The organism is Kocuria sabuli (genome assembly GCF_040981185.1).
Classification (GTDB): Bacteria; Actinomycetota; Actinomycetes; order Actinomycetales; family Micrococcaceae; genus Kocuria; species Kocuria sabuli.
In genome coordinates, this window is the sequence record NZ_JAVHZE010000002.1 from 297686 (window position 1) to 315874 (window position 18189).

At 72.3% G+C, this 18189-nt stretch carries 17 protein-coding genes; all 17 read right to left on the reverse strand.

The genetic code is table 11. From position 1 onward, the window contains the following. Positions 1–81: 81 nt before the first annotated feature. Genes RE027_RS03485 through RE027_RS03565 form a run of 17 tightly spaced genes read right to left on the reverse strand, consistent with a single transcriptional unit; the run spans position 82 to position 18186 of the window. Positions 82–1416 (reverse strand): ATP-binding protein, encoded by a 1335-nt coding sequence (locus tag RE027_RS03485; protein ID WP_368806847.1) that lies wholly within the window; start codon positions 1414–1416, stop codon positions 82–84. Further along, the gene (locus tag RE027_RS03490; protein WP_368806848.1) at positions 1413–2588 is read right to left on the reverse strand and encodes a contractile injection system tape measure protein; all 1176 of its coding nucleotides are present in this window, start codon (positions 2586–2588) and stop codon (positions 1413–1415) included. Before RE027_RS03490 ends, RE027_RS03485 begins: the two co-directional genes overlap by 4 nt. A gap of 59 nt (positions 2589–2647) precedes the next feature. After that, positions 2648–4744, reverse strand: a complete 2097-nt coding sequence (locus tag RE027_RS03495) for a hypothetical protein (RefSeq protein ID WP_368806849.1) — start codon at positions 4742–4744, stop codon at positions 2648–2650. 18 nt (positions 4745–4762) lie between these two features. Continuing rightward, on the reverse strand, positions 4763–5614 hold the full coding sequence (locus RE027_RS03500) for a hypothetical protein (protein WP_368806850.1): 852 nt from the start codon (positions 5612–5614) through the stop codon (positions 4763–4765). Next, entirely contained in the window at positions 5607–7232 is a 1626-nt protein-coding gene (locus tag RE027_RS03505) for a hypothetical protein (RefSeq protein WP_368806851.1), read from the reverse strand. The genes RE027_RS03500 and RE027_RS03505 overlap by 8 nt, the downstream gene beginning before the upstream one ends. Continuing rightward, the gene (locus RE027_RS03510; RefSeq protein ID WP_368806852.1) at positions 7229–9934 is read right to left on the reverse strand and encodes a baseplate J/gp47 family protein; all 2706 of its coding nucleotides are present in this window, start codon (positions 9932–9934) and stop codon (positions 7229–7231) included. The genes RE027_RS03505 and RE027_RS03510 overlap by 4 nt, the downstream gene beginning before the upstream one ends. Continuing rightward, positions 9931–10356 carry a GPW/gp25 family protein gene (locus RE027_RS03515; RefSeq protein WP_368806853.1) on the reverse strand — a complete coding sequence of 142 codons (426 nt, stop codon included), beginning with the start codon at positions 10354–10356 and terminating at the stop codon, positions 9931–9933. Before RE027_RS03515 ends, RE027_RS03510 begins: the two co-directional genes overlap by 4 nt. Continuing rightward, the gene (locus RE027_RS03520) at positions 10353–10631 is read right to left on the reverse strand and encodes a PAAR domain-containing protein (protein ID WP_368806854.1); all 279 of its coding nucleotides are present in this window, start codon (positions 10629–10631) and stop codon (positions 10353–10355) included. Before RE027_RS03520 ends, RE027_RS03515 begins: the two co-directional genes overlap by 4 nt. Before the next feature lie 50 nt (positions 10632–10681). After that, the gene (locus RE027_RS03525) at positions 10682–12409 is read right to left on the reverse strand and encodes a phage baseplate assembly protein V (RefSeq protein WP_368806855.1); all 1728 of its coding nucleotides are present in this window, start codon (positions 12407–12409) and stop codon (positions 10682–10684) included. Continuing rightward, complete coding sequence (locus RE027_RS03530) at positions 12406–13080, reverse strand: CIS tube protein (protein WP_368806856.1); 675 nt, start codon at positions 13078–13080, stop codon at positions 12406–12408. Before RE027_RS03530 ends, RE027_RS03525 begins: the two co-directional genes overlap by 4 nt. After that, positions 13077–13244, reverse strand: a complete 168-nt coding sequence (locus tag RE027_RS03535; RefSeq protein WP_368806857.1) for a hypothetical protein — start codon at positions 13242–13244, stop codon at positions 13077–13079. The genes RE027_RS03530 and RE027_RS03535 overlap by 4 nt, the downstream gene beginning before the upstream one ends. Before the next feature lies 1 nt (position 13245). Continuing rightward, a complete protein-coding gene (locus tag RE027_RS03540; RefSeq protein ID WP_368806858.1) occupies positions 13246–13707 on the reverse strand; it encodes a phage tail protein in 462 nt (153 codons plus the stop codon). A gap of 4 nt (positions 13708–13711) precedes the next feature. Then, entirely contained in the window at positions 13712–14152 is a 441-nt protein-coding gene (locus tag RE027_RS03545) for a phage tail protein (RefSeq protein WP_368806859.1), read from the reverse strand. Between the two features lie 51 nt (positions 14153–14203). Continuing rightward, positions 14204–16831, reverse strand: a complete 2628-nt coding sequence (locus RE027_RS03550) for a phage tail sheath family protein (RefSeq protein WP_368806860.1) — start codon at positions 16829–16831, stop codon at positions 14204–14206. A gap of 22 nt (positions 16832–16853) precedes the next feature. Next, entirely contained in the window at positions 16854–17444 is a 591-nt protein-coding gene (locus tag RE027_RS03555) for a hypothetical protein (protein WP_368806861.1), read from the reverse strand. Further along, a complete protein-coding gene (locus RE027_RS03560; RefSeq protein ID WP_368806862.1) occupies positions 17441–17983 on the reverse strand; it encodes a Pvc16 family protein in 543 nt (180 codons plus the stop codon). The genes RE027_RS03555 and RE027_RS03560 overlap by 4 nt, the downstream gene beginning before the upstream one ends. After that, complete coding sequence (locus tag RE027_RS03565) at positions 17980–18186, reverse strand: hypothetical protein (protein WP_368806863.1); 207 nt, start codon at positions 18184–18186, stop codon at positions 17980–17982. Before RE027_RS03565 ends, RE027_RS03560 begins: the two co-directional genes overlap by 4 nt. Positions 18187–18189 lie beyond the last annotated feature (3 nt).

Sequence of the window (18189 nt, forward strand, 5' to 3'; positions counted from 1 at the left end):
GGTCTGCGGCGGAGCGCGCGGACCCCGGCGCGGCGGTCTCCGTCCCGCGCACCTCCGGACTTGCCCGGCCCGCCAGGCCGCTCACGCCGGCACCGTCCGTCCCGCCTTCTCGAACTGGCGGCGCACGCCGGTCCGGAGGTGCTGGGCGGTGACGACGCCGCCGTCCGCGGCGGCCAGGTAGGCGGCGTCCAGCACGGAGTCCCGGATCTGCGCGCCGGTCAGCGGATAGCGCCGGGCGAAACCGGTCAGGTCGATGTCCTCCGCCAGGGGCAGCCGGTCCGGGACGACCGCCGCCCAGAGCCGCTCCCGCTCCCCCGGCCCCGGCTCGGGGAACTCGACCATGACGTGGATCCGGCGCTGGAAGGCGGTGTCGATGTTGGCCGCCAGGTTCGACGTGAGCACGACCACCCCGGGGTGCTGCTCCACCCGCGACAGCAGGTAGGAGACCTCCTGGTTGGCATAGCGGTCGTGGGCGTCGCTGACCTCCGTGCGGGTCCCGAAAACGGCGTCCGCCTCGTCGAAGACCAGGAGGCAGTGCTCGCGCGCGGCCCGGTCGAAGACCTTGGCCAGCGCCTTCTCGGTCTCGCCGATGAACTTGGAGACGAGCGCGGAGAGGTCCACGAGATACGCGGGCAGCCCGGCCGACGCCGCCAGGGCCGCCGCCGTCATCGTCTTCCCGGTCCCCGGCGGGCCGTGGAAGAGGGCGATGAGCCCGGACGCGTTGTCGTGGTGGGTGCCGAACCCCCAGCCCTCGACGACGACGTCCCGGTTCGCGATCCGTGCCGCGAGCTCGTCGACCCGGGCGCGGGCGGCGGCGGGCAGGACGACGTCCCCGAGGTCGTGCACCGTGGTGAGCGTCCGTGCGGGGAAGTCCGACGACGCCGTGGAAGCCGCCGGCGGCAGTCCGAGCGCCCATGCGACGAGCCCCGGGTCGGGCCGCAGCGCCCCGCACAGGTCGTCCGGCGGGTCGAGCACGAGGAGCCCGCGGGACCGCAGCCGGCCCCCGGCGGAGAGCAGGACCGTCGCATCGAGCCGACCCCGGAACGAGCGGGCCACGAGGGTGCGGGCCACTTCGCCGGTCAGGCCGACGACGCCCGGACGGTCGGTGAGCTCGCCGTAGCGCACTGCGAACCGCTCGTCCACGAACGGCGCGATCGCGGCCACGAGCACCACGGCCTCCGCCGCGGACAGCCCGGCCAGGGCGACGACCTCCGCCAGTGGTCCTGCGCCGTCGAAGCGCCGCAGCGGCGGCAGACCTTCACCCGTGTCCTCGATGCCGAGGCACCGGCCGGCCGGGCCGCCTCGGCGCTCCTCGACGCGCACGGCGATCAGCGCGTCGAGCATCTCGAGGGCGGCGCGCAGTTCGGCGACCGGGGCGGGCGTTCCCCGGTCCGTGGGGTGCGCTGCCGGGTTCATCGGAACCGCACGGTGAGCGGGGGCGACCACGGCAGCTTGAGCAGCCCCACCGGGTAGGGCAGCAGCGGCAGCAGGACGTCGAGCGGGTGGGCTGCGGCGGTGAGCAGAGGCGGGTCCCGGTCGTTGTCCAGCACGCCGAGGCGGGTGATCCACGAGTGCCGCACGAACGACTCGGTCGAGCGCTCGAAGCCGGGCAGCTGGGCCGCGAAGGACGCCAGCACGGTCGCGGCCGAGGCGGCCACCTCGGGGAGGGCTGGCAGCGGCACGCGGGTCCGACGGGCCGGCTCCAGCGGGTCGGGGCGCCCGGCGAGCAGCCGCACGAGCGGGTCGTCGGCGGCGACCGGATCGTCCGGGTCCACGACGGCGCCCAGCGCCGCCTCGCGCACGTCGAGGGGATCGAGCCCCGGGTGCAGGTCCTCGGCCCGCCGGCAGTGGTCGCCGAGCCACGGGTAGAGCAGCACGAGCCCGGCAGCCCGGGTGAGCCCGTCCAGCGGCAGGCCGCCGTCGTCCACCTCCATGAGCTCCGCGAGCGCCGCGAGCAGCGCGAGGACGTCCCGCTCGGGTTCCGGGCCGGTCGCGGCCTCCGGCGCCGGGCTGGTCAGCGGCCGGGTCGGTGACGTCGCGTCCGGCTGGACCGGTTCTGGTGGCCGGGGCAACGGTGACGCCGTCCCGGGCTGCACCGGGTCCAGAAGCCGGGCCGGGCCGGGGAGGGCGGGAGCCGAGCCCCCGACGTCATCGGGTGGAGGTGGATGCGGCGAAAGGCCCAGGAGCGTGGCCAGGCGCCGCGACACCTGGGCCCACTCCGCGGCGGGCAGCCGGTCCCGTACGGCGGCTGCGGTCCGGAGGTCACCGAGGGTCAGCAGCGCGGCCGGCAGACGCCGTCGTGCGGTTGCGTCCGGGGCGAGCCAGGCCCGGACGGCGGCCACGGAGTCCGGGTGCGAGCGGGCGGACGCCGTCGTGCTCCGCCGGGGGGGGTCCTGGCTCCCCGGGCCGGAGGAGGCAGCCGGGGCCGCGGTGAGCACGCCGGCCCGGATGGCGTCCGCCCACAGCACGGCCAGGGTCTCGTCGTCGTGGTCGGCGACGTCGAGCTCAACGACGACACGGTCGACCGTGACGTCGCCGACGTCGGCCAGCGCCCGTTCGAGCGCTCGTGGGAGGACCGTAGCGGCCACGCGCGCCAGGCGCCGAGCGGCAGGTCCGCGGAGCCGCAGGGAGTCGACCGCCACATCGGTCACGGCAGCTGCCCCCCGAGGTTGCGCAGCTGGGCGTCGAGACGGCGGCCGAGGTCCTCACTGACCCCGGTGGCCTTGACCGCCGTGCGGAGGGCTTTGAGCACCTCGAGGGTGGCCGCCCCGATGATCGCCTCGTCGGCGGGTCCCGCGGGTTCCACGGCTTCCGCGAGCTTCTCCCGGGCGCGGTCGGCTGCGGTGACGTGGCGCTGGAAGTTCGGGTTCCCCGGATCGGGCAGGGAACGCATCGCTTCGAGCGTGGTCGCGGCGAATTCCACGACGCCCTGGCCCAGGGCCTTGTCGATCCCCGCCGGTGTGGAGAGTTCGCGCACGCCGCTGCGGCCGGAGACATGCTGGAGGACCTCGAACGCGCCCTGGAGTTTGCTGACATCTTTGTCGACCAGCTCGAATTTCCGTGCGAACTGTCCCAACTGGTCACTGATCTCCTGGTTGAGACTCAGTTCGACCCGCTCCATCCGGGCGGCGTATGTTTTATGGTCGAATTCATCTTGGAAGACGGAGAAGCTCTTCTGCACGGTGGAGAGTCCCTCGTCGAGTTTGACGAGATCGCTGTCCACAATCTCGATCTTGGTTCCGATGTCCTTGGCGAGGCCCTTGAGGTCGGTGGCGCTCCGTTGCACTTCGCCAACGGCCTCCATCGCCGCCGGGAGGGCGGTCCCTACGACCCGTGTGTTGCGCAGGGCGGCCACCCGGCCGGTCGCGACCACGGTGCCGGCTGCATCGACGGAGAGCACGACCGTGTCCGAGGGGCTGAAGGCACCCGACAGCTGGTAGCCCGGGACCCTCTGCGCCTCGTCGTGGGTGAGAACACGGATGTCGGCAGAGCTGACTCGATCGGTGACGAAGTCCTTCAGGACCTTCTCGACGTCGATCGCGGGGCGCCCGACATATTCGTCCGCTCCGAACACGCCGTCCTGGAACTGGTCCCATCCCTCAGTCTCATAGAGCCGCCAGGGCTCCCTCCAGGGCTGCTCGTACGGCGGGTTCCAGAGGGGGTCCCGGGGGTCGATCGGGACGCGGGGGTCGATCTCCCACCGTGCCCTCCATTTCTCGGGGATCAGCGGCGGGGGGTAGACGACGTTGATGCACTGGCCCCTGACCCTGATGGATCCTCTCGGGCACGCCTGGGGTTCCGGAATGGTTCCCGTGGGCACGGATTCCGGCGGCGCGTAGCCCGCCAGCAGGGCCTCGAGCTCCTCCCGGTACCGGCCGGCGGGGTCCGTGCAGGTGCCCCCGAGATAGGCGTCGGTGAGCCCGCGCGGCGGCTCCCACGCGTGGCGGTAGGCACAGTCGAAGACCCAGGCCGAGCCGGTCTGGTGAACCCAGCCCAGGACCACCCCGGGCGTCGCCGTCGGGCGGTCGCACGAGACCCGCACGAGGGCCTCGACCCGCAGCAGGTCGAGAGTCGCGAACAGCACCATGTTCAGCCACCCGCACTTGTAGCCCTTGGTACCAGCCGAATCCTCCGAGGCGATCGACGTAGCCCGCAGCTGCGCAATGAGGGTGCGGTCCACTACCGGTCGCTTGCCGTTGGTGAGTCGGTCGGCCACGGCGTCCCGGAGATCGGAGAACGAGTTGATCGGCGTCGCGTCCAGCGCGAGCCGGATGGGCTCGCTCTTCAGGAGCTTCTCCGTGGCGAGGTCCTTCCCGGTTCCGGTGAGTCGGCCCGCGACGGTGCGCACGGCCACGGACCTCGTGTGCAGCTCCGCGTGCCCGGCGCAGTTCTCCTCGCCGCACTCGCGCGCGGGTTCGACCGTGTCGGTGGCCTCGAGCACCACGCTGAAACCGCCGGCCTTGGCCACGATGAAGTCGTAGGACGGGATCATCGCCGGCGGCGCCAGGGAGATCCTCTCCGGCTCCGCCAGGACGAGCGGTTCCCCGCGCTGGTCGACCGCCAGTCCCGGCCGGACGGTCAGGGACGTGCCCACGACGACACCGCCCAGTCCGCAGTTGACCCCGAAGCCGGTCATCCGTCCCATGAGCCGGTCACGCCCGTGCAGGAAGGCCCGCAGGCCGTTGAGTTCGGCCGCGGTGAGGGTCTGGCCGCCCTCGAAAACCGGGTACTGGTTCTCTGACATCGATGGCTTCCCTTCGGCCTATTCCTCCGGATCGGTCGGGAGCAGCCCGACGCCGATCCGGTCGGTGCTGCGGCCCTCGTTGATGCACTCGTGGATGTGGACACCGCTCTCATGGCTCACCACTGAGACGACGGAGCACAGGAGAGCATTGAGGTCCCTCTGCTGTTGCTCCACGGCAGTGGCGTACACCTCGACGTCGGTCTCCCCGGGGTTCTCGGGCAGTACCGGGGCCGAGCCGAGCACCGCGAGATCCTCGAACACGCCCGGGTCGGTGAAGCAGACCCGCATCCGCACGTGCGCCGGCGCGTAGCGGCGGACGAACTCGTCGGCCTCCGCACGCCGGGTCCACGCGCCGAAGCCGGAGGTGCTGGGCACGAACAGGGTGGCGGTGTACGGCAGCCCCGTGAGTCCCGGCCCCGGCGCTGTGAAGTGCTCGAGCAGATACGGCGCGTCCGATGGTTGCAGCCCGAAGTACAGACCGAACCAGCTGAGGAAACCGCGCGGGGTGCCGCGGCGGCGCCACAGGCGGGCGCACCGTGCCAGGAACTCCCGGCGCCGCGTCAGCCCGGCCTCGTCCCGTGCCCAGCTCGAGGGGAACACGAAACCGGCCCACGCGGCGACGTCGTCGTAGGCCGCGAGGTAGGACGCGAGCAGGGCGTCGGCCCCGGCGTCGAACGGAAGTTCGGCCGGCCACCGGAGCACGGCGTCGGGCCCGAGGCCCATGAGCAGGTCCTCGAGGCGTTCGACCACTGCGTGACTCAACTCGTCGACCAGGCCCAGGTAGGCGTCGACCTGCGCGAAGGAGACCGCGTTTTCCTGGTAGATGGCCGGGAGCTGGGCGGACAGCCGGGTGTGATCGGGGCTACGCATCGCCGCACTCCGTGCTCAGGGCGAACCGCACGCGCAGACAGTCGTCCTTCGCCAGCGTCGGTACCGCGTTTTTCGGTATCGGCAACTGTCCGGCCGCCTGCGGCACGAAGTCCGCGTCCCCCGCCACCTTCAGGGACAGTCGTTCCACGCCGCGCACGACCCTGTTGCCGACGACGACCTCGACGACCTCGCTGAAGCGGACGGGCCTCCCCGGGATCCAGCCGCCGGGGGGCTGGTCGGCGCGGGGCCAGGGCCCGTCCACTCCCGTCGCCGGCGGTTCGGCATGATCTGCAGGGAGACCGGCCACGAAGAACGCGGTGAGCCGCGCTCGGACGTCATCGACGACGGCGTCCCGGTCGGCACCCACGTCCGTGACGAGGACCGCCTGCACGAGGACAGGAGCCTCGGCGAGCAGGCTCGCCCCAACCTCGTCGCCGATGAGTCGGCGCGGCTCGAGATCGTCGACCGCGATACGCCAGTCGGGGAACGGGGCGCATGCCTCAGGGCCGACGGCGACCCGCAGCACCGCGCGGAGGAAGTCATCCACGCCGCCGCTCCCGGAAACGCGCTCGACCACGAGGGTCACGGCGGCGGCGTTCTCGTCGACGTCGATCGTGGGCAGCTTCCCGGTGGGCAAGCCGTTCCAGGCGATTCCGCGCAAGCGTCCGGGGACGGCCCAGGCGCGGCCGACCCGGGGATGGGCGCGCGCCCGCCGCGCGTAGTCCTCAGCAGTGACCGGCTCGCAGGTCAGCGCCTGGATCGGGTGCGGCGGCCACACGGACGAGCGGCCCTGCGCGTCTTCCAGGTCCTCGGGCACCGTGCCGGGCGGTTCGGACGACGCCGCCATGGCGATCCGGGCCTCGTCCGGGTCGAGACCGTCCGCCAGGAGGGCGTTCCGGGTGGCCGGAGCAGTGGCGGCCGTCGCCGACCGCACCTCCTCCAGCCGGGCGGCCAGCGCCTCGCGGGAGAGCCGGCGCCGCTCGCGGCGGACGAGTGCCGCGATCTCCTCCCCCCACAGCGGGAGGCTCTGCGCGAGCTCGGCCACCGCCCGGGCGTCGCCGGCCGCGGGCCGGTCGCGGTCGCGGTGGGCCTCAACGGCGTCGGCGACGACGTCGGCCTGCTCCTGCGCGACCTGCCGCACGAGCCGGGAGCGCATCAGGGCCACGACGGCCGGGCGGAGGGGCGCGTCGAGCGCTGCGGACCAGGGCGCCCGGGACAGCAGCGCGATCGCCTCCGCGGCGGAGGCACAGTCACGCACCAGCGGCTCGAGGACCACGGCCGAGGTGGATCCCGGGGACGCCAGGGCGCTCGCGATCGCGGTGAGGGACTCGGCCGGCAGGTGCGCGTGCCAGTGCCGGTCGGCGTCGTCGGCCCAGCCGCGGTTCTCGAGGGGCCAGCCGTCGAGGCGCCGCTGGGCCACCCGGTAGTGCAGGTCCGCGAGACCGAACGCGGCGACCTCGGCAAGGGTCACGCCCGGGTCCACCGGGTTGTGGTCGGTCCAGCCCGGGACGGCCGTGGCGGCGAGCCGGTCCATGAGGCGGGCGCGCACCGTCTCCCAGTCGGCGTCCGGCGGCTTCGGGACGAACCGAGCGATGGGTGTTGCGCCTGGCGTGGTCACAGCTGCTCCTCGCACGTGAGCCGGTGGTCGGCCGCCGAGCAGTACAGGCCCCGGCACGGGTCCACCTCGACCAGTTCGACCGCGGCGCCGGTGGAGTCGTGCAGCGCGAAGGACGTCACGACGTCGACCTCGGGGAGACGCTCGAGAAACGCCACGAGCGTGGAGGCGTAGAGGGTGCGGCCCCAGCGCATCGGGGTGCTTCCGGTCGGGTGCAGCACGGCCTCGAGCGCCGAGGCCACGGCCTCCTTGCCGGTGAGGGCGGCGATGCCGCGGCGCAGGAGGATCGAAGCGACGACGGTGACGGGGACGTACTCGGGGCACAGCACGTGCACGGTGGCGCCCACGGGCTTCACCGGCGCGAGCGCGTCGACGAGCCGCCCGGACAGGCTGACCGAAGGCCGCGGCCGGGGGTCGAGGGGTCGATCCGGGATGACCACGAGCCCGACGCTCCCGGGTGCACTGCCACCCGCGCGATCCGTGTGGGGCAGGCACAGGACGGCCGCAATCTCGGGAAAGGACAGCACCACGTGCTGCTCGTAGTCCCACGGCGTCACCCCTCGGCCGCGGTGGCGCGTGCGGGCGGAAGCCCGCCCGAGGTACTCGCGGTCCTGCTCCGGGCCGCGCCCCCGCACCGAGGCAACGTTGGTGACCTTCTTGACGCCGCGGACCGGGGTCAGCGTGCCCTTGATGGTGCCCGGCGGCAGGGCGGCTGCCGAGCTGGGGTCGAGGGTGGGGTCTGCCGCGGCGGAGACGAACTCAGCGACGACCGCGTCGAGCACGAGGTCCCGGATGTCGCCGAGTCGGTCCGGCTGGTCGGTGACGAGGCGCAACCACCGGCCGGCGTCCGCAGCCGTGTCGCGGCACCCGAGTGGCCATCCGGTGGGGGCGGCGAAGCGGAGCAGGCCGGACTCACGCAGCCGTCGCGTGCCGTCTGCCACGGCGAGTCCGGTCCAGGCGGACCCGTCCCACCACTCCCAGGACGCGTCGATTGCCCCTGAGCTGCCGCAGGGTGCCGCGGACTCGATCTCGAACCAGAGGGAGACGCTTGAGCCCACAGCGGTGTCCGGCAGGTCCAGGCCGAGGGCGACCATCGCGGAGGCGCCCGTCTCCGAGACGGCGCGGCGGAAGGGCTGGAAGATCCCGGCGGCCGGCTGCACCTGTCGGCGCCAACCGCTGCGGGCCTCGACCCGGGTTGCCGCGACCGGCGACGTGGTGTACCGGAGGGTGAGCGCGGAGGCGATGGGCGGAACCGGCAGCTCTGGCATCCTCGGCTTCGGCTTTCCCCCGGCCACAGCCTGTGTGGCGAAGTCCGCGACCTTCTGCTGGTAATCGGTCCAGCCGAAGTCCCCCTCCGCGAGGAAGGCGCGCACATAGTGCCCGTCCTGCCCGGACACGGCGAACGGCTCCGATGCCACGGTCGAACCAGAGATCGTGGCCGACACCGTGCCGAAGCTGCTCGACTTCTTCCCGAAGTTCGTCCACCCACCCTCGACCCGCCGCTGCCAGCGCACCGTGGGTATGCTCGAGGCGGACACGGCGCCGAACATCGCCTCCCACTGCGGGGCGATCGCTGCGTATCCCCCGCCGAGCACGGACTTGATCTGCAGGAGGCTGTCCTGCAGCTGGACGGCGATGGTGCCGGGGATGCCGCTGCCGCCCGCCGAGGAGGACAGCGGGGCGCCCCCGGTCTGCAGGACGGTCACCCGGATCTCCACGGTAGCGAGCGATTTGCCGAACGCCTCGTCCGAGCGCACGTAGAATGCGTCCCCGCGCTTGGCGACCGCGCCGTAGGGCTGGAATTCCTTGGTGACGTCCACTGCGCCGTCGTTGTAGAACGCCGCCTCCGGCACGTAAGGGGTGCGCTCGGCGACCCGTACCTCCACCTCGGTGAAGGTCAGGTCCTCGGGGACCGGCACGGTCGCCGGGATCACGCACTCGATCCACGGCGTGTCGCCGTCGGGGGCGCCGCAGCCGGACGTCAGCGGCACGAGGACCGAGGACCCGTCCACGATGCCGGACAGGGGGGGACTCACGCTGCCGTCGGCACGTGAGCATTGCCACACGGTGTCCGCGAGTCCGGCGACGCCGGTGCTGTTCTTGAAGGTCAGCACGGCTCGGAGGCCCCCGCCCTGGAATGAGAGTGCCGAGGAGTACACCCGCAGCAGGTGGGGGGCATCGGTTCCTGCCCCGGGCCGCAACGGGAAGTCCGGCGCGCTTGCCACGAGGCCCGGCCAGCCCGTAGCGGGGCCTCCGGGCACGAGCGAACGCACACCCGTCAGGACGGCGCCGTGGGCGGTGAGCGCGTCGAGCGTCCCGTAGTGGCGCTCGTTGCCGGAGGCGTCCTTGCCTCCGCGCAGGAGCGTGCCCCGCGGCAGGACGGCCGGGGCTAGCTTGGGGTCGATGCTCGCGTGGGCCACCACCCGGTCGGGCAGGGCGGGCAGCCGACCGACACCAAGGATCTCCTCGAGCCAGCTCCTGCGCACCTGCGCGGACAGTGTCGCCGCGTGCTCGTCGAGCAACGCGTACTCCTCGGCCAGGGCCGCCAGCAGCTCCCGGTCTGGCTCTCCCGCAGGGGACGGCACCGGCGTGCCGTCCGGACCGGCCCCGAACAGGACATCGGCCCACGTGGCGTCGGTGTCGAAGTCCACGAGGCGCCCGGCCGCAGCCATGGCGGCGAGCACCTGGGCCGGAGTCCGGATCATGACGCACCCGCCAGGTAGAAGGGCACCACGAGGCTCGTGGGGCGGCGGTGCCGGTCGATGCGGTACTCGATCGCCACGTCCACCCGGTCGTCGGCCTCACCGGCCGGGACGGCCCGCACCGCGTCGACCACGATCCGCGGCTCGCCGAGCAACAGGGCCCGCCGCACGTCGTCCGCGAGGCGGTGGCACGCGTCCGGGGTGCGGGGCTCGAAGACGTAGCGGTCCACACCGGCGCCGAGGCCCGGGCGCATCACCCGGCTGCCGAGCATCGTGCGCAGCAGGACGACCAGGGCCTCCGCGACATGTTCGGCGCCACCGGTCATCGCCGCAGCGGGCACACCGGCCGGGTCCTCCGCGGGGCGCCGCCACCGCGGGGGGAAGGCCCAACCGCGCCCGGCCTGAGGGTATTCGGCGGCGGTCATCCCAGGACCACCGTGGGGCTGCCGACGGCGACGGAGGCGCCGCAGCCGCAGGTGTCGCCGGCACGCAGGGCCGGGCGGCCCTGGACCAGCACGGTCGCCGAGCCGACGACGAACGGCGTGGCGGGTGGATGGGGTGGTGGGGTCGGCACCACGCACGCGTGGACATCCCCGACCACGGCGGCAGGCACGCCCGCGATGAGGACCGTGGCGACCCCCGGCCCCGCAACTGTTCCTCCGTGGGCCGTGGCGTCTCCCACGCGGGCTGCTGTCGGCATGGCCCCTCCTCTCGCTTCTTCGGTCGAATCATCCGGTCCGGCCGGACGGCCTAGTTGATGGTGATCAGGGATCCTCGGAGGCTCAACGACCCCGATGCTTTGAGCTCGAAGGTCGCAGAGCTCTCGATCTTCGACGGGCCCGAGGTGGTGGCCTCGAGTTTGAGCGCGTCCAGAGCAACGGTTCCGGACGGACTGCTGAGCACGATGTCGCCCTGCGCCGCGCTGAACTCGATGCCGTCGGCGGAGAGCCGGATCGCGTTGCCGGAGTCCCGGTGGGTGAGCACCACTTCGGAGTCCTGGTCGCTGATGACGAGGGAGTGGCCGGCGCCGGAAACAAGCGTCACGGCGCTGTTCTCGCCGTCCTCGAGCCGCAAGGTGTGGCCCTCAGGGGAGACCAGCGTGCGGACCGCGTTGGTCGCCGGGTCCACGGCGACGGGAGGCTGCTGCACGCCGTTGTGCAACGAGCCGAGCACCACGAGCTGCGATGGGTCGCCGTCGACGGCGCCGACGAGCACCTCCTGCCCGACGTCCGGCACGATGACCGCGCCCGAGCCCTCCCCCGCATCGACGCAGGACAGCCGCGCCCAGACGCCGTCCCCACCGTCGGAGCGCCACGGGAGCCGGACCTTGACCCGATTCAGCGCCAGGGGATCGTCGAGAGCCTCGACCACACCGAACGCGAGGGTCCTGTCCGCGCGGGCCGCCGGAACGGGCGGCAGGATCCGCGGCGGGAACCCGAGCTGGATTTCCGTCCGGTACCCCTGGGCGGAGAACCGGTGGCGCGCGGCCGTGAGGTAGTGCGGGCCCGACAGCCGACGGCCAGCGCCGGCGATCGAGACCCAGCCATCGCACCGCAGGCCCGGATCGCCCTGCACCACCCCCGTGCCGTGGACATGGCCGAGGGTTGCCGTCCGCTGGGCACCGAGCGCGCGGGCGTCCGCCTCGGCCGGCGCCGTGGTCGCGGCCGATTCGACCCGCTCCTCGCGCAGCGGCCACCCTGCATCGCCGAGGGCGTCGTCGTGGCGGGGCCGGCCCCCGGTGTCCAGACCCGCCGCCTCGGCGCTCTCCTCGCTGGCCTCGGCCTCGAGCTCGTCCAGGTCCCAGGCCACCCCGACGGCGGTGTCGATCGCCCGGGTGAGATCCTGCGTCAGGTGCAGCTCCACCAGGTCGCGGGTCCACGCGAGCTCGATGGGCTCCTGCGCCGCCGAGGGCGGGCGCATCACGAGAGTCGTGCCGCGCACGAGGACGATCCAGCCGAGCTCGGCGGCACGGCGGGTCAGAGCCTCCCAGTCGCTGATCCGATCGGTCACGAAGAACGGGTGGGTCACGCCCTCGGCGGCGTCCGTGCCGAGGGAGTAGTCGGCGGCGACAGCCGCAGCGACGTCCGCGTCGGTCACATCGGCCAGCTGTCGGGACCGTGCGGGGTGGTCCAGCAGGACGGAACGGGAGCGTCCCTCGACTCTCAGCACCGGTTGCCCGCCCCGGGGGAAGTGCGCGGTGAGGGAGACGATCACCCCGTCGAAGACGCTCGTGAGCTCCTCGTGGTAGCCCAGGAACACGGCGATGTCACTGCCCGGGACAAACGGGCCGTCGTCGCTGTGCCGCACCGCCCGCCGGTCCGGGTCCCAGTTCTGCACGAGGAGCGTGAGCCGCCCGTGTCGGCCGACCTCCTCGTGGACGTCGAGCTCCACGACATCGGCCGCCACGAGCGGCGCCAGGGGCTCTCCCCCGACCCGCACCTGGGCCTCCGGCCGGTCCCGCTGGACGGTGCCGTTCATCGCGCCGGCTCCAGGGGCGGGAGCACGAGGACCTGCCCCGGCCTGAGACCCCGCGGATTGGCGAGCCGGTTGGCCGCCGCGAGGGGGCGCCAGTAGGCCGGGTCGCCGTAGACACCGGCGGCGATGGCGTCAAGGCCGTCGCCCTCCTTGACCAGCCAGGTCTGGTACAGATCGGGCGACGCGGGCCGGTCCTCGGCGGCAACCTCCTGCGGCGACAAGGCCTCCTTGAGGGCGAGCTTCACGGTGGCGCGCAAAGGCTCACCCGTGCGGTCGAAGAGCTTATAGGTCACGTCCGCCTGGGTCAGGATCCCGCGGAAGCTGAACCGCCCCCAGTAGGCATGGATGTAGTACGGCTGGTGGGTCTCGCCCTGGTACTCGGTCAGGTGCAGCAGGGCGTCGAGCACATCCCCGATCCCGCCCGGCTCACCGACCACCCCGGTGCCGTCGAGCAGCAGGTCCATCTGCACCTGGTCCGGTTCGGCGCCGCTGTAGGACTGTTGCGGCGCCGAGGTGCCCGCCGACTGGGTCTGCTGGTAGAGATTCTTGCGCGAGAAGGACAGCTCGGTCGGGTTGAGCAGCGCCTGCCAGCGCACGCCGGCGGGCCGGTCGAACGCGATGTCGGTGTAGGCGTCGATGGTCAGCTTGGTCAGCTGCACGGCGGTGAGGTTCATCGGTCCCACTCCCGGCGCAGGACCTCGAGGACGCGCTCGGCGGCCCGGCGCACGATTTCCTCCGTATCGATCTCGGCGGGCAACCCGCCCGCGGGAGCGATCGCCGGGGCGGGAAGCGGGGCAACGACGGTCTCGGTGACGATCTCGCCGATGACGACTGCCATGTCAGATCACCTTCTTGAGGACGAGCCCGTGGTGGGCGATCTCGATCGCCTCGACGGCGGCGGCGGACGCCTGGGCGTCCAGGTCGGGGCCCGTCAGTTTGACCGGCCAGCCCCGGGTGAAGGCCCAGACCCGCACCGGTGTGAGCGCCCCCTCCACGGTGCTCATGAGCACGATGGTCCCGTCCCGGGGTGCGACGAGGCCGGTGACGTAGAACTCGGCGAACCAGTCCCACAGCTCCTGGAGCGGGCCGGCACCCTGGGTGAGGACGAGGTTCGGGAAGGACGCCCGGCCCGGGAAGCGGTGGGTAAAGCGGTTCTCGCCGCCCTCCGGGTACTCCTCCACGCTCACCTCGCCCGAGAGCCCGCTGCACTTGCTGAAGTTCACCGATGCCAGGCCGTCGATGGAAAGCACGAAGTGCGCCGTGGTGAACGGCAGGAGAACGGGCGAGACGACGGGGAGCACGGAGCTAGCTCCTCGTCTCGATCTCGATGCCCTCGCAGGCGAACTCGACCGACTCGATCGCGACGTCGGTGCCGGTCGACTTCAGGCCGGGGCCCTCGAGCTTGACGGGCCAGGCATCCCGGATCTTCCACGCCACCACGGGGTCGCCCTCCTCGTTGAGCAGGCTCACCGTGACGTCGCGGCGCTCGGCCGTGCCGACGGAGATTGAGTTGTACCACTCGAAGAGTCCGTTGCCGGCGACGACGGGGGCGATGCCCCGCTTGAGCGTGACGTTGGAGTACTTGCGCAGCCCGGGCTGCTTGTGGGTGGAGAACTGTGGGTCGGCGCCACCGCGGTACTCGATGACCTCGGCCTCCATGGTCAGCCCGCTCACCTCCGAGAAGCTCACGGTCCGCTCCTTGTCTCCCCAGGACACGGAGAAGTGCAGGGTGGTCAAGGGATACATGTCAATCTCCTTCGCGCCGTGCGGTCGTCATCGCGGTCGTCATGGCGGATGTCACTCGGACAGCCGCTTGTGGCTGAAGCGGAATACGACGAACTCGGCCGGCTTGGCCGGGGCGACCGCGACCTCTGTGATGATGAGCCCCAAGTCGATGTCGGTCTCGGTCATGGTCTCCCCGAGGCCCACCCGCACCCGGTAGGCCTGCTCGGGCCGGGTGCCGGCGAGAGCCCCGGCGCGCCACTGCTGCTCCAAGAAGTTCTCCACGGAGACCTTGACGAGGATCCACGTCTGGGCGGTGTTCGGCTCGAAGACCACCCACTGCGTGGCGCGGTCCACGGATGTCTCGAGCATGTTGAAGAGCCGCCGGACGTTGACGTAGCGCCACCGGGTGTCGTCGGTCGCGTTGCGCGCCCCCCAGAGCCGGGTGCCGCGGCCCGGGAAGGACCGGATGAGGTTGACCCCGGCGGGGTTGAGCAGGTCCTGCCGGCGCTGGGTGTACGTCTGGGTCAGGCCCACGATGCCGGTCATCGTTTCGTTGCCCGGCGCCTTGTGCACCCCGCGCAGCCGGTCGGTCCGGGCCATCACGCCCGCGACGAACCCCGAGGGTGGGACGGTCGTGAAGCGGTCGATGGACTGCGGGTCGATGGTCACGATCCGCAGGTGGGGCGCGTAGACCGCGGCGTGGGTGCTCGAGAGGTTGGTGTCGCGCCACTCCTGCAGCTTCTTGTCCTCGTCCTGGGAGAAGTCGGGCGGGTCGATGATCGCGAAGCGCCGGAAGTTCTCACAGTGCGTGACGACCTGACCGACGAGGTCGGCGTGCAGCAACGGGTCTCCCAGGGTCAGGGCGTCCGGGCAGATCACCATGGCCGGCTCGGCGACCTCCTCGAGACGGGACAGCCCCGAACGGAAGTCGTCGTTGCCCGGTGGCTTGTCGGCGCCGATGCGGTCGACCGCAGCGTAGAAGGGCGCCGCGGCCAGCGACACAGCCGGCGCGCTCGCGGCCCGCGGGGCGACGGTGACGTACGCGGACACCCCGTTGACGATGTCGTCCTTCGCGAAGTAGTGCGGGTGGACGGTGCTCAACGAGAGCCCGGCGAAGGTCTCCGCCCGGACACCGTCCGCCGCGACGTGGAGGGCGAAGCGCGCGGCGACGACGGACGCGCCTTCCACGGCGTACAGGTCGAAGCGCGCCAGCGACGTGTCCTGGATGCTGACCGGGGAGTCGAAGTGCAGGATGTAGGTGTCGCCGCCGACGGCTTCGACCTCCGCGATCGGGGCGAAGCCCGTGTCGAGCGCGAGCCGGTCCCCGGTCCGCGGTGCGACCGCGCACCGGACGGCGATGACGGGATTGGCGTCCTCCCCGAGCCGGAATGCCGCGTCGGTGTAGGTGTGCTCGAGGTCCGGCTCAGGTGCGAGCGAGAAGCCGGTGGAGGTGCGGGTCGCGACGACTTCGGGCACCTCGGGTCCCGTGTACGTTACCTCCGCGCCGAGAGGAAGGAACCCGTAGCTCGATGACACCACGGCCGGAGTGAGACCCTTGATGCTCAGCCCCGTGTCGGCAAGCCGGACCGCGACGACACCGGCGTTGACGAGGGCGGGCCCGCTCGGCGGTGCGGCGGCGCCGACCACCGCGAACTGGTTCTCCTCCCACACACCGGTGCGTCCGTCCCTCATAGTGATCCGTGCGGCTGACCTCTGCGGCGGGTTCGGCGCGAGATCGGCCGGAACGGGAGCCGTGAGCGTCCGGTCGAAGGCGAGCGCCGACATCGCGAGGTGCGTCTTCGGAGGCGCTTCGCCCGACGGCTCGCCGACCACGATCGCAGTTGCCGGGAAGTCCGCCCGCCGTTGGACGAAGGCGGCGCCCCAGACCGCGCCGGTGGGGTGGAGGGCGGAGGCGAGCGTGAGGGCCACGCCGCTGCCGGCGGTCACCACGTCGGTCACGAGGGCGCTCGAGCGTGACCCGTTGGGCGCCACGGCGACGATGACGTCTCCTCTCCGGAAACCCTTCCCGGTGGGCAGAGAGATCGACGTGGCCTCGGACGGCACGGCCGACGCGACCACCGAGCCCGTGGTCATGTCCGCCTCGCCACTGGACCTGAGGGTGATCGACGTCGGCGTCAGGGAGACGACCCTGGCGGACACCGGGGCCGCGGCGGCGCCCGAGGCGGGCACCGGGACCAGCGCGAGGTCCTCCCCCGGTCTGAGCCCGGCGGTGGAGGCCACCTGCAGAGTGTGGTCGCCCGTGGGCGAGACCGGGACGGCCGGGCCCGCCGTCGTCGCCCGGTAGAAGACCCCGGACGCCCCGGACTCGTCCGGCACGACGCTGACGGTCAAGTCGTTCCCCCACGCACCGGGCGAGATTGCCGTCACGGCGAAACTCGGCCTGCCCCCGTCGTCGAACGTCGTCCAGGTCGCCCCGGTGGACGGGTCCACCCGGACCACCCACGCCGCTGGGCCGCCGTTCTCGAAGAAGCCGAAGACGGACTCGGCCGTGCGGCCCCGGGGGGTCGCGGCGCCGAAGACGCGCTGGTAGTCGGCCCAGCCGTTGATCCGGGTCGGGTCGAGAACCGGCCCCTTCCGGGTCGTCCCGAGCACGGCCACGACACTTGTAGGGGCGGCGGCGATCGGCTGGGGTCCTGAGGGAACCTCCTCGACGTACACCCCGGGTGATAGATAGGTCACGTTGATCTCCTCGGCTCTCGCGTCAGGTGGTGTCGACCAGTCGGATCCTGGTGGCACCGGCTGTGAAGTCGACGGTCAGCGTGCGCAGCAGACTGCCGTCGACAAGCAGGTCCAGGGGTGTGAATGCCGCCGTCCACTCCACGGGAGCCGACCGGTAGGTACCCGGCATGAGCTCCGGGAGTCGAACCTCCGGGCGCGGGTCCGGCCCGGAGGTCGCCCGTGCCACGACCTCGGCCCCGGTGCGCGGAGCACCGTCCGCGGGCTGCGTCAGTACAGCGCTCAGCGTCATGGGCACAGGGCGCAGGACCACTTCGAGCTCGGTGTCGGTGAGAGGAGCCTTCACGGTACGCGGTGGCCGCCCGTCGACGGGCGGGAGCACCAGGACTCCGGCGAGCGCCTCGTCGGTCAGGGTAAGGACGGCCGTGGGCGGTGAGGACGGGTCCTCGACGTCCGTGCGCGCGACGACCACCACGATGCCGCGCGTCACCCGCAGGCTCCAGCCGTGGGGCACGGGCTCCAGCCGGGCGGCGAGGCCCCGCACGGGCCTCCCGGTCGAGGCGTGCACGACCCGGATCGTGTGGCGCAGCTCTGTGGTGCTCGTGGCGAGGATCATGGCGCGCCCGTGAACTCGATGCGGTGCTCGCGGACCCGTCCGGCGCCCTCGCGCTCGAGGACGGGAACGGGTGCGACGTCGACCTCGTAGAACAGCGCCAGCCGACCCGCACGGCCCAGGGAACCCCACACCTGGTTGCGCTCTTCGGACGAGGGTGCCAGCAACCGGATCACCACGGAGCCGACCTCTTCGGCCAGAACGGGGTCGAGGGCCGGGGCCCGGAGGATCGGGGTCGTGTGGAAAGCCTGCGCGATGCGGCCGAGCCGGGCCTGCGCCTCGTCGTGGTCACCGACATACGTGACGAGGTACTCGAGTTGCAACGACATCGGCGGCCGGACCAGGCCGGTGATCCCGTCCTCGAGCGGCCGGTTGCGCAGGTGGGGGTGCTCAGCAACGGCAACGAGAGCCAGGATCGCCTTGTTCTCCGGCAGCGGCACCTTGTCCGCCTGCGACAAGGAGTGCAGCACGACCCACGCGCCCAGATCGGGCGTGGTCTGGTGGACGAGGTCCTGCAAGGCCTCGCTGACCTCGCGGATCATGGCCTTTCCCAACGTCTCGGGGCCACGCCGTCGGCGTCGAGGCGCGCCTCGATGATCTGCTCGATCTCGGCGAACGATCCCACGTAGGCCTCCTCGTTCGTGGCCATGTCCCGCACACGCGCCCGGATCACTGCGGGTAGCGAGTCGACGTCCCGGGGCTCCGCCCAGACGTCGACGAGAAACCGCTGTCTCCACGCTCGCATTGC

What these genes read in the sequence shown, in the direction of transcription:
- RE027_RS03520 (WP_368806854.1), bottom strand. Translation starts at nt 10,631, where the DNA reads ATGCCGACAGCAGCCCGCGTGGGAGACGCCACGGCCCACGGAGGAACA.
- RE027_RS03495 (WP_368806849.1), bottom strand. Translation starts at nt 4,744, where the DNA reads ATGTCAGAGAACCAGTACCCGGTTTTCGAGGGCGGCCAGACCCTCACC.
- RE027_RS03545 (WP_368806859.1), bottom strand. Translation starts at nt 14,152, where the DNA reads ATGTATCCCTTGACCACCCTGCACTTCTCCGTGTCCTGGGGAGACAAG.
- RE027_RS03555 (WP_368806861.1), bottom strand. Translation starts at nt 17,444, where the DNA reads ATGATCCTCGCCACGAGCACCACAGAGCTGCGCCACACGATCCGGGTC.
- RE027_RS03485 (WP_368806847.1), bottom strand. Translation starts at nt 1,416, where the DNA reads ATGAACCCGGCAGCGCACCCCACGGACCGGGGAACGCCCGCCCCGGTC.
- RE027_RS03515 (WP_368806853.1), bottom strand. Translation starts at nt 10,356, where the DNA reads ATGACCGCCGCCGAATACCCTCAGGCCGGGCGCGGTTGGGCCTTCCCC.
- RE027_RS03560 (WP_368806862.1), bottom strand. Translation starts at nt 17,983, where the DNA reads ATGATCCGCGAGGTCAGCGAGGCCTTGCAGGACCTCGTCCACCAGACC.
- RE027_RS03535 (WP_368806857.1), bottom strand. Translation starts at nt 13,244, where the DNA reads ATGGCAGTCGTCATCGGCGAGATCGTCACCGAGACCGTCGTTGCCCCG.
- RE027_RS03530 (WP_368806856.1), bottom strand. Translation starts at nt 13,080, where the DNA reads ATGAACCTCACCGCCGTGCAGCTGACCAAGCTGACCATCGACGCCTAC.
- RE027_RS03510 (WP_368806852.1), bottom strand. Translation starts at nt 9,934, where the DNA reads ATGATCCGGACTCCGGCCCAGGTGCTCGCCGCCATGGCTGCGGCCGGG.
- RE027_RS03565 (WP_368806863.1), bottom strand. Translation starts at nt 18,186, where the DNA reads ATGCGAGCGTGGAGACAGCGGTTTCTCGTCGACGTCTGGGCGGAGCCC.
- RE027_RS03500 (WP_368806850.1), bottom strand. Translation starts at nt 5,614, where the DNA reads ATGCGTAGCCCCGATCACACCCGGCTGTCCGCCCAGCTCCCGGCCATC.
- RE027_RS03525 (WP_368806855.1), bottom strand. Translation starts at nt 12,409, where the DNA reads ATGAACGGCACCGTCCAGCGGGACCGGCCGGAGGCCCAGGTGCGGGTC.